7 protein-coding genes are annotated in these 10,981 nt (G+C 60.9%); 6 read left to right on the top strand and 1 reads right to left on the bottom strand.

The features are described from left to right. Nucleotides 1-194 precede the first annotated feature (194 nt). The 4 genes from WBB95_RS28100 to WBB95_RS28115 all read left to right on the top strand — a co-directional run bounded on the left by WBB95_RS28100 (nucleotide 195) and on the right by WBB95_RS28115 (nucleotide 4,112). Nucleotides 195-416, top strand: a complete 222-nt coding sequence (locus tag WBB95_RS28100; RefSeq protein ID WP_424490543.1) for a PLD nuclease N-terminal domain-containing protein — start codon at nucleotides 195-197, stop codon at nucleotides 414-416. A 158-nt stretch (nucleotides 417-574) separates the two neighbouring features. Continuing rightward, nucleotides 575-1,945: an iron-containing redox enzyme family protein gene (locus tag WBB95_RS28105; protein WP_424490544.1), complete on the top strand. Its 1,371-nt coding sequence runs from the start codon at nucleotides 575-577 to the stop codon at nucleotides 1,943-1,945. Between the two features lie 19 nt (nucleotides 1,946-1,964). Next, complete coding sequence (locus WBB95_RS28110; protein ID WP_424490545.1) at nucleotides 1,965-2,945, top strand: methyltransferase; 981 nt, start codon at nucleotides 1,965-1,967, stop codon at nucleotides 2,943-2,945. Nucleotides 2,946-2,951: 6 nt separating this feature from the next. Continuing rightward, nucleotides 2,952-4,112, top strand: a complete 1,161-nt coding sequence (locus WBB95_RS28115; RefSeq protein WP_424490546.1) for a carboxylate-amine ligase — start codon at nucleotides 2,952-2,954, stop codon at nucleotides 4,110-4,112. On the opposite strand, the gene WBB95_RS28120 is transcribed toward WBB95_RS28115, so the two are convergent. Then, nucleotides 4,109-8,263: a CheR family methyltransferase gene (locus WBB95_RS28120; protein ID WP_424490547.1), complete on the bottom strand. Its 4,155-nt coding sequence runs from the start codon at nucleotides 8,261-8,263 to the stop codon at nucleotides 4,109-4,111. The two genes, WBB95_RS28115 and WBB95_RS28120, sit on opposite strands and share 4 nt — an antisense overlap. 296 nt (nucleotides 8,264-8,559) lie before the next feature. Here WBB95_RS28120 and WBB95_RS28125 point away from each other — a divergent pair, with 296 nt between their 5' ends. Further along, a complete protein-coding gene (locus WBB95_RS28125; RefSeq protein ID WP_424490548.1) occupies nucleotides 8,560-9,417 on the top strand; it encodes an SDR family oxidoreductase in 858 nt (285 codons plus the stop codon). A gap of 62 nt (nucleotides 9,418-9,479) precedes the next feature. Next, the coding region (locus WBB95_RS28130) for a thiamine pyrophosphate-requiring protein (RefSeq protein ID WP_424490549.1) at nucleotides 9,480-10,981 on the top strand (1,502 nt) is incomplete at its 3' end.

Raw genomic sequence — 10,981 nt, forward strand, 5'->3', positions numbered from 1 at the left:
GGAAACTATCTTCTTTTTAGATTGAGAATTCGCCACACCACGGCCGTTCAAAGGCTGGCCCTTGTAGGGGTGGGCGCTGAGTCCTTTCAGCACTAAAACCGCACGTTATGCACCCTCCCGCAGGCAAGATCATGAAAAATAATGAACCGCCCGCGTTGCGCTGAAACCTAACGTCCATAACCGGGAGGTGCACCATGCAAACCACGTATTTCTGGATCGGCCTGTTGGTCATCCTGCTGTTGATCGACCTATGGATCATCAACAGCGTATGGCGAAGCGATAACTCATCGGGTAGCAAGGCAGGCTGGACCGCCTTGGTCGTGTTGCTGCCATTTTTGGGGGCGGTGATATGGGCCGTTGCCGGACCGCGCGGTGTGACCAAGGGGCCTTCATCGCCTGAACACAGCAAGGGCTGAACGCCCGGGCCAAGGGCGCTCGGCGATGGTCTTTGCTGCGACTAAACCGAGCGTCCGGGCACGGCCCGATTCGATGGAATTATTGCGCACGAGGCGGCTCTTTCGTATAGACGCGCCACACAGCGCGCAGCAATAAGCCTCGATAACAGGAGCGCCTCATGACCGTATTCCAGACCTTGCAGAGTGCAGCCGGCGAAGTGCAGAAAGAGGGGCCGTTGCGCAGGCTCTACCAACGGTTACTCACCGATGGCGACGCAGAATCTGCGCAGCTGGCGGCTGACTTCCTGCACGCCCAGCTGGACGCCGTGGACCACCTCGACGCCGAGCAATTGCCACCGTCCCCCAGCCAACTGATGGGCTGGGTCGAACACAATTGCAGCACCGTCGCGCAGGCGTATGCGCAGTATTTGCAGGCCCGCCAGCAAGGCAGTGGCCGTCGATATTTCCAGTGCAAAGCCCATGCGCTGTACTTCCTGCACTGTGTCGCGCCAACCAAACAAGTGGACGGCGCCTGGCTCTACGGCGTTTTGGCGCATGCGCAGGATTACCGCTATGACGGGCTCGTGACCACGTACCTGGAAGAACTCGGCGACGGCGAGCTCACGCAAAACCATGTGGCGATCTATCAGCGTTTGTTGGCCGAACAAGGCTGCGAAGGCGATTTCGACTGGCAGGACCGGCACTTTCACCAAGGGGCAATCCAGTTGGCACTCGGCCAGGACGCGCACGCGTTCATGCCGGAAATTCTCGGCTACAACCTGGGCTATGAACAGCTGCCGTTGCATCTGCTTATCTGTGCCTACGAACTCAAGGAATTGGGGATCGACCCTTACTATTTCAGCCTTCATGTCACCATCGACAACGCCAGCAGCGGGCACGCCCGTCGGGCAGTGCAAGCGGTGCTGGAGTTGATGCCGTGCGGTCTGGATGCCACCGACTTCTGGCAACGGGTTCGGCGCGGTTACCGCCTGAACGACCTTGGCGTGGGCACCACCGCCGTGATCCAGGCATTTGAGCTGGAGTGTGAGCTGGTGGCGATGCTGGAACGCAAACGCCCGTTCGGCCTTCACATGCATTCCGATTACTGCCGGTTTGACGGCAAGAGCGTCAACCAGTGGCTGGCGCAGCCTGGCCAGGTGCGCGGGTTTTTGCAGGTCTTGCAGGACAAAGGCTGGATCAAGCGGCATCAGGACCCGCAGGAGAGCCGTTTCTGGCAACTGATCGAGGGCCCCGGCGCTGCCATGTTTGGCGTGTTCAGCGGCTATGAAAAGCAGCTGCTGCGCGATTGGATCGCAGGGGATTGGCACGCCGGAAAAGCGCCCATGCGCCATGTTGCAGCGCAACGCGTGACGCCGGCAGACCTTCCGCCCGACCCGGAAACGTGCGCGCTCCAGGCGTCACTGGCGCACCTGCCCGCAGAACAGCAATTGGCACTTCTGCTGCCGTGGCTGGCCCCGCATCGCCACCATCGCCCCGCTGGCCTGTTCGCCACCCGACGCTTTATTGAATTGCGCGCAGGTCTGCGCTGACCGACAAGGAATCCCGCTCATGGCCGACTCACTGCTGCGTCCTACTTCCACGATATCCACGGCGCAGTCGCGTGCCGATCGGGCGTTACTGCACCTGGGCCGGCGCCTGATGGCGGACGGTTATCGGTTCATCACCCCAACGCCGCTGACGCACCAACGGGTCAATGCACGCGCCGGCAACGCCTCGGCCAGCGACAGGCGCGGCATTTTTGGCTGGTCACGGCCGTTTGATGCCGAGGCGTTCGAGCCTGCCGAATGGCTGGAGCTGCAAGAGGCCGGCATTGTCGTCAAGGCACACGGTCGCTGGCACAGCACGGTGCGCTGGTCGAGCCTGGATTCACTGCTGCTGGCCCATTCGGCGTTTCCCACCGATGACGCCGACTCGGTGTTTTTCGGCCCCGACACCTACCGCTTCGCCGGCGTCATTGATGAGTGCCTGCGCCAACGCTTCGCGCCGATCCACCGCGCGGTGGATATCGGCTGTGGTTCCGGTGCCGGGGCTTTGCTGGTGGCGCGCGCTCGCCACAACGCCGAGGTGTTGGCGGTAGACATCAACCCGAGCGCACTGCGCCTGAGCGCGGTCAATGCGGAACTGGCCGAGGCCCCCAACGTCAGCGTCTACCACAGCGACGTGCTCGACAGCGTCGAAGGCCACTTTGACCTGATCCTTGCCAACCCGCCCTATATGAAGGACAGCCAGCAACGCGCCTACCGCCACGGCGGCGGTGCATTGGGTGAAGCGCTGTCGCTGCGCATCCTGCGAGAAGCATTGCCGCGCCTGACGCGTGAGGGCACGTTATTGCTTTACACCGGCGTGGCGATAGTCGACGGGCGCGATGCGTTCCTTGAGGCCGCCCGTGCCATGTTGACCAGCGACGCCTTTGGCTGGACCTACCGCGAGCTGGACCCCGACGTGTTCGGCGAAGAGCTGGAAAAACCTGGCTACGAGCGGGTCGAGCGCATCGCCGCCGTGGTGCTGACTGTCACCCGACTGAACTGACCGGCGATGGACCACCGGCAGCGTTTCGGCATTGAAGAAGAGTATTTCATCACCGACCTGCACAGCCGGCGCATGCTGGCTGAGCCGTCGGCGCGGGTGCTTGACGTGTGCCGCGAGGTGATTGGTGGCGGGTTTGCCTATGAAATGTTTGCAGGGCAGATTGAGGTGGCGTCGCCGGTGTTCGAGGATGCGCGGCACGCCGCCACGTACCTCGGCCGGGTACGCCGCGAGCTGAGCCGGGCCTTGGCCGAGCACGGCCTGGGGTTTATCTGCAGCGGCACGCACCCGCTGGCGGATTGGCAAGCCCAATGCGCTACCGACCAAGTGCATTTCCGCCATCTGTTCGACGAATTTGCAATCGTCGCGCAGCGCAGTGTCCTCAGCGGCCTGCACGTCCATGCCGAGATTCCCGCCGGCATAGACCGAATCGCAGTGATGAACGAAGTATTGCCCTGGCTACCCCTGTTGCTGGCCCTGAGCGTTTCTTCACCGCTGTGGCGTGGCGCTCCCAGCGGCTATTGCAGTTACCGGCAGGTGGCCTGTGATGAATGGCCGCGCATGGGCGTACCCGAATATCTGCCGGATGCGCGCAGTTTCGAGCACTACCTCGGGGTGTTGAAGCGCACCGGCGCGCTGGCCGAGGATGGGAACGTCTGGTGGGGCTGCCGACCGTCGTTGAATTACCCGACGCTGGAGTTGCGCATGACCGATGCTTGCCCGCGCCTGGCCGATTCATTGCTCCTGGCCGGGTTGTTTCGGGTGATGGTCAAGCACGCGTGCCTGTTGCCTGCACCGGGCAACGGCTTCAGCCTCGAACGCCATTGGTTGCTGAAGGAAAACCGTATCCAGGCGCGGCGCTGGGGTTCCCGCGGGCGCTTCGTGCTGGCGCCTGATGCAGCGGCAGTCACACTTGCGAAATGGCTTGCATTGGCTGAACAGCAGTTCGGTGCCACCGCCAGGGCGTTGGGCGAGGAGGGTGTATTTGCCCAGGCGCAGCAGCTCGTGCGCGACGGCACCAGTGCCGAACGCCAGCTGCGCTGCTTCGAGGCTGGCCCCGCGCCTGCGCACACGCGTTTACAGGCGGTCGTCGACCAGTTGCTGGCGCAAAGCCGTGCTGGTGAAGGCGCGGCGCTCCAAGGCGGCAACGCCGTTAAGCCCGAGGGTTAAACCGGGTCGCTCGTACTGCACAGTCGTTCGATCAGCTCAATCAGGGTGTCGTGGGCCACGGGCTTGCTGACGTGGTGATTGAAACCCGACTCGACGGTTTTACGCTGGTCACTGACGGCGCCGTAACCGGTCAGGGCGATGGCGGGGGTATGCCGCAAGTGGCTCAACTGGCGGATATTTTTGATCAGCTCATGGCCATCCATGATCGGCATGCCAATGTCCGAAATAATCAGGTCATATTGGTCCGTGCGGGCAGACTCAAGCGCGACTCGCGGGCTGCCGAATGCCTTGACGTCGGCGCCTTCCATTTCCAGGAGCATGTGCAACACTTCAAGCACTTCCTTGGAGTCATCCACCAGCAAGACTTTCAAGCCGCCCAGGCGATTGTCTTCGTCTCTCAGGGCCGGGTCATTGGCCAAGGGTTCGTGCTGTTCGGCAAGTGGCAGCAAGACTGAAAAGGTGCAGCCATAGCCCAGGCCCTGCGAGTGAACACTCACCTGGCCTCCATGCGCTTCAACCAATTGACGCACCAGCGACAAGCCGATTCCAAGGCCTTCGCGCTGGTGGGTCTGGTGTTGATTTTCAGCCTGGCTGAACAGGTCGAAAATCTTGTCGAGGTTTTCTTCGGTGAGCCCGGCGCCGCTGTCGATCACGTCCAGTTGCGCATACCCATCCACTCGACTGGCGACCAGTTGGACACGGCCGTTTTCAGGCGTGAATTTCAAGGCATTGTTGACAAGGTTCCATATCACCTGCTCCAGGCGGGTAGGGTCCGCCTCGATCATCAAGGCGGCTGGCGGTGGCAATGAAACATCCAGCGTCACCTGGCAGCTGTGGCCGTCGGCGAGCACCACGTCGTAAATATCCCGAAGTGTCTTGGCGAGGTCGACGGGCTGCTTTTTCAGCTTGAGTTTGCCGGTGCGCACGCGTGCCACGTCCAGCAGGTCGTCAATGATGCGCGCCTGGCTGGAAACCGCTTCGCAGATGGTATTGACCGCTTTCATCGCCGGCCCTGTGGCCTTGGTGGCGGGCAGGCGGCGCAGCAACTCGGCATTCAGTTGAATCAGGTTCAGCGGGTGTTTAAGCTCGTGGGACATTACCGCGAAAAACTCATCCTTCAGCAAGCTACTGTTCTGGGTTTCCATCAGCCGCTTGCTCTGCTCGTCATGAATGCGTTTATGGCCGGTGAGGTCGCGGGCAATCTTGACGTAGCCTTTCAGGCTGTCGCTCTTGAGCAGCGTGACTTCACCGCTGCAATAAAAGCGACTGCCGTCCTTGCGCACATGCCAGCGTTCGTCCTCCCCACGCCCGTGTTCACGCGCTGCGCGCAATTCGTTTTCGGGGACGCCAGCCGTGCGGTCCTCGGGGGAGAAGATCAAGTCGTAATAAGCGCCCAGCACTTCGTCTTTGGCGTAGCCAAATATCAGTTCCGCGCCGGTGTTCCAATCGGTAATAGCGCCATGGTCATCAAGAATGATGATTGCAAAGTCATGGGTGCTTTCGGCCACCAGGCGCATGCGCTCCTCGCCCAGGCGGAGTTCTTCCTCTGCGAGTCGACGCTTGGTGATGTCGATGAAGGTCAGTACGGTGCCATCGATATGGTCTTCGCTTGAGCGATAAGGCAGTGAGCGCGCGATGTACCAACGGTCGTCCTTACTGCTGATCTCACGCTCGATCATGCTCAGCGATTCAAATACATTCGCCGCGTCCGCAGCCATCTCCGGGTAATCGAGACGGTGGGTGATGTCCATCAACGAGCGCCCGGTGTCGACCGGCAGCATGCTGAAGATGTCGGTTGCCCGGGGTGTAAACCAACGGATGCGCATATTGCGGTCGACAAACACTGTGGCGATGTCCGTGGAGGCAATCAGGTTGGTCAGGTAGTCATTGACCTTGTCGGTCTCTTCCACCTTGGTCTTGAGCTCGTAGTTGACGGTCAGCAACTCTTCGTTGATCGACTGCAGCTCTTCCTTGCTGGTTTCCAGCTCCTCGGTGGCCGAGCGCAGCTCTTCGTTGACCGCCTGCATTTCTTCATTGGAGGCTTTGAGTTCCTCGCTGGAGACTTCCGATTGCTCGATGGTGTCCTGCAGGTGCAGCTTGGTCCGCTGCAGTTCGCGCTCCAGGTTGCTCATTATCTGGTTTTCGGCGTGGTTGATATTGATCTCGCCGGCCTGCTGCGGGTCAATTTCGGTCTCTTTGAAGATCACCAGCACATAGTCGCTTTCGGTGGCGTCGTCCCTGTAGGGCAGGGCAGTGATGTCGACCAGATACTGGCCTTCGCCATGCTCCACCTGCACTTTGCGCGACGTCACGGGCAGGCCGGACTGCTGGACCTGAAACAGGGTAGTGCGAATGTCCAGGCGCAAGTCTGGATGCACCAGCGCCAACAGGTTGCGGGTCATTTCCCCGGCGACATACCGCAGGAAGCGCCCGGCACCTTCGCTGATGTGCAGGATTTCGGCATTGATATCGACAATGACGCTCGGCGGCGCGGCTCTTTCCAGGGCGCGCAGGTGAATCTGCGCAAACGAGACCTTGGACGGTGCCTTGGTTTCAGTCACAACCGGCACGGGGCTGGAGCGCAGGTAGCCACCGCGTGGCATCGTCGGTGTACGGCGCAGCACGGTCGAACCGGCGCGCACACGGAAGATGCGATTGCGCTTGTCCACCGGCACAAACAGGTCCAGGCAGCCATCGGCCGACTCCGAAGAGCCCAAAAACAGGTAACCGCCGGGGCGCAGGGCGAAATGGAACATCTGTAGGATGTCACGCTGTACCTCACGGTCGAGGTAGATCAGCAGGTTACGGCAGACAATCAGGTCGATCTGCGAGAAGGGCGGGTCGGCCATCAGGCTGTGCTTGGCAAACAGCACCTTTTCGCGAATCTCTTTGCGCACCCGATAGTGCTGGTTTTTTTCCTTGGAAAAATACTGGCGCAAGCGCGTCGGCGGTACGTCGGTGATGATCGCTTCGGGATACACGCCGTTGCGCCCGTGGGTGATCGCCCGCTCATCAATGTCGGTGGCAAACACCTGCATCTTCGCATCGCTGGCGTCCAGCGCCAGTTGTTCGGCCACCAGCATTGCCAGGCTGTAGGCTTCTTCACCGGTGGAGCAACCGGCCGACCAGATACGCACCTCCTCGCGAAGGGGCACGGCGTCTTCCAGCGATTTCACCAGGTTGGGAATCACATCACGCTCAAGCGCTTCAAAGGCCTCGCGATCGCGGAAGAAGTTGGTCACGCCGATCAGCATATCGCCCAGCAACGCCTTGGTTTCGTCGGGGTGGCTCTGAAGAAAGTTGTAGTAGGCCGCCAGGTCAGGCTGGGCGGTGACCTGCAACCGGCGCTCGATACGACGCAACACCGTGGCACGCTTGTAATGTTTGAAATCGTGACCGGTACGGGCCCGTAACTGAATCAGAATGTCCAACAGCAACTGTTCGGCGACCGCAGCGTCGCGCTCACTGGCCGGAGGCGTGGTACGTATCTCGGGGTCATTCGCAGTGGGCAGGATGATCGCCTGCGCATTGCGCCACAGGTCCAGCAGTTTTTGCGGCATTTCCACCACGGGAAGCACCAGGTCGACCATCTGCGTTTCGATAGCCGCGAGGGGCATGCCGTCGAACTCGGCGTCTTCCGGCGCTTGCACCAGCGTAACGCCGCCTTGCTCCTTGATGCGTGACAGCCCGACGGCGCCGTCGGAGCCTGTGCCGGACAGAATCACGCAAAACGCACGCTCTTTATGCGTGTCTGCCAGGTCGCGGAAGAACAGGTCAATGGCAATGTGCGAACCACCCTCGCGCACCGAAGGGGTGACTGCCAGGTAGCCATCGTTCATCGCCAGGTGCTGCGCTGGCGAAATCACGTAGACGTGGTTCATCTCGATGGGCGTGGTTTCCACGACCTGGAGCACCGGCATTCCGGTCGCCTCCTGAATGATCTTGTCCGCCACGCTCTGATGGTCGGGAGACAGGTGCAAAATCACCACAAAGGCCATGCCGCTGTCTTTGGGCATGTGCTCGAAAAATGCCTTGACCGCCTGCAGCCCGCCCGCCGATGCCCCAATGCCCACGACCGGAAAGCTCAGGTGGCTGGGCGTCAGGTCCTTGCGTTGCGGAACGTTCAGGGACCGCGGTGGGGCAGACTTCATGAGGAAAACCTTGATTAACAGCGCGCTAAAAAACCGTTATCACACGGTCTCGATTCAGACGGGGTGAGGATGGGAGGGAGTGCGGAATATAGCTCATAAACGGCCTGCCATAGAACGTTTTAACGTCGCTCGATCAACCCTCACCATTCGGTTGAGGTGCAAATACTGGCGAAGGTTTACTCAGATCGACGGGTGGTACCTCACCACCGCAACGCTAATCCGGATTTTGCAATTTCGTCTGAACTATTGCCTGCGGTGAGTCCTCGCAAGAATAGGCAAACGAAGGAGGACCTCCGATGAGCAACTACCCAAAACCACCGTTCAAACCCCAACAGCAAGCGGTTCCCGGCGACCAATACCGGATGGACCCGCAACCCGATTGTGGTGAAAAAACCTATAAGGGTTCAGGCCGGTTGGCGAACAAAGTCGCCTTGATCACCGGTGCCGACAGCGGCATCGGCCGAGCTGTCGCCATTGCCTTCGCACGTGAAGGTGCGGACGTAGCAATTTCCTACCTGGACGAGCACGAGGACGCCAAGGAAACCGCGCGCTGGGTCGAAGCGGCCGGCCGCCAATGCGTGCTTTTGCCGGGTGATTTGAGCCGCCAGCCGCAGTGCGCGGCCATCGTGAATGACACGGTAGAAGCCTTCGGCCGCATCGACATTCTGGTCAACAACGCAGCCTTTCAAATGACCCACGAAACCCTGGAGGAAATTTCTGACGAGGAATGGGTGAAGACTTTCGACGTCAACGTCACGGCCATGTTTCGGATCTGCAAGGCTGCGCTGCCCCATATGGCCGAGGGCAGTTCGATCATTAACACCAGCTCGGTCAACTCCGATGCGCCCAACCCGACCCTGTTGTGTTACGCGGCCACCAAGGGCGCCATCGCCAACTTCACGGCAGGCCTGGCGCAGTTGCTCGGCAAGCGCGGGATCCGCGTCAACAGCGTCGCGCCCGGGCCGATCTGGACGCCGTTGATTGTGTCGACGATGCCTGAAGAGTCGGTGAAGAACTTCGGCAGCAATACACCCTTGGGTCGCCCAGGCCAGCCGGTCGAAGTCGCGCCGATTTATGTGCTGTTGGCCTCCGATGAGGGCAGTTACATCTCCGGCGAACGCTACGGCGTGACGGGCGGCAAGCCGATTCTTTGACGCATGGCGGGCGCAATGCTGTGCGCCCGTTTCCATTCGACCTGGTTTAAGCGAGGGTTCCAATGACAACGACAGTAGGTGACTTTCTGGTTGAACGGCTTGCCCAATGGGGCGTCACGCGGATTTTTGGTTATCCGGGTGATGGCATCAACGGCGTGTTTGGCGCCTTGAGTCGCGCCAACGGCAAGATCGAATTCATCCAGGCCCGTCACGAAGAAATGGCCGCGTTCATGGCGTCGGCGCATGCCAAGTTCACCGGCGAACTGGGGGTGTGTATTGCCACCTCCGGGCCGGGTGCGTCGCATTTGATCACGGGTTTGTATGACGCGCGCATGGACCACATGCCGGTGCTGGCCATTGTCGGGCAACAAGCCCGTGCAGCGCTGGGCGGCCATTACCAACAAGAGCTGGACCTGGTGTCGATGTTCAAAGACGTGGCCGGTGCCTTTGTGCAACAGGCCTCGGTGCCGTCGCAGGTGCGCCACCTGATTGACCGTGCGGTACGCACCGCCGTCGGCGAGCGCCGGGTCACAGCAATTATTTTGCCCAACGACTTGCAGGAAGCTGCCTACGAGCCGCCCGCCAGGGCCCATGGCACGGTGCATTCCGGTGTGGGCTACAGCAAACCCAAAGTCGTGCCCTATGACGCCGACCTGCAACGCGCGGCTGACGTACTCAATGCTGGCAAAAAAGTTGCGATTCTGGTCGGCGCCGGGGCATTGGCGGCGACTGACCAGGTGATCGCCGTGGCCGAATCTTTGGGCGCAGGCGCCGCCAAGGCGTTGCTCGGCAAAGCGGTGTTGCCCGATGACTTGCCGTGGGTGACCGGCAGCATCGGCCTGCTCGGCACTGAACCCAGCTACAAGCTGATGACCGAATGCGACACGTTGTTGATGATCGGCTCGGGTTTTCCCTATTCCGAGTTCCTGCCCAAGGAAGGCCAGGCCCGTGGCGTGCAGATTGACCTGCAACCCGACATGCTGAGCCTGCGTTACCCGATGGAGGTGAACCTGCTCGGCGATGCGGCCGAAACCCTCGCCGCACTGCTGCCGCTGCTGGAACACAAGACCGCGCGCACCTGGCGCAAAAAGGTCGAAGGCTGGCGCGCAAGCTGGGAGAAAACCCTGGAGAAACGCGCCCTGGCCAAGGCCAAGCCGATCAACCCGCAGCGCGTGGTGTACGAACTTTCGCCGCGCTTGCCCGACCACGCGATTATCACCAGCGACTCCGGCTCCTGCGCCAACTGGTATGCGCGTGACCTGAAGATCCGCCGAGGCATGCAGTGTTCGCTGTCCGGCGGTCTGGCGTCCATGGGCGCCGCCGTGCCCTATGCAATCGCGGCCAAATTCGCGCATCCGCAGCACACGGTGATCGCGCTGGTGGGCGATGGCGCGATGCAAATGAACAACATGGCCGAGTTGATCACCGTCGCCAAATACTGGCGGCAGTGGCAGAGCCCGAAATGGATCTGCGCAGTCTTCAACAACGAGGACTTGAACCAGGTCACCTGGGAGCAACGGGTGATGGAAGGCGACCCCAAGTTCGAGGCTTCGCAGAACATCCC

This window comes from Pseudomonas sp. (assembly GCF_049645325.1).
Lineage (GTDB): Bacteria > Pseudomonadota > Gammaproteobacteria > Pseudomonadales > Pseudomonadaceae > Aquipseudomonas.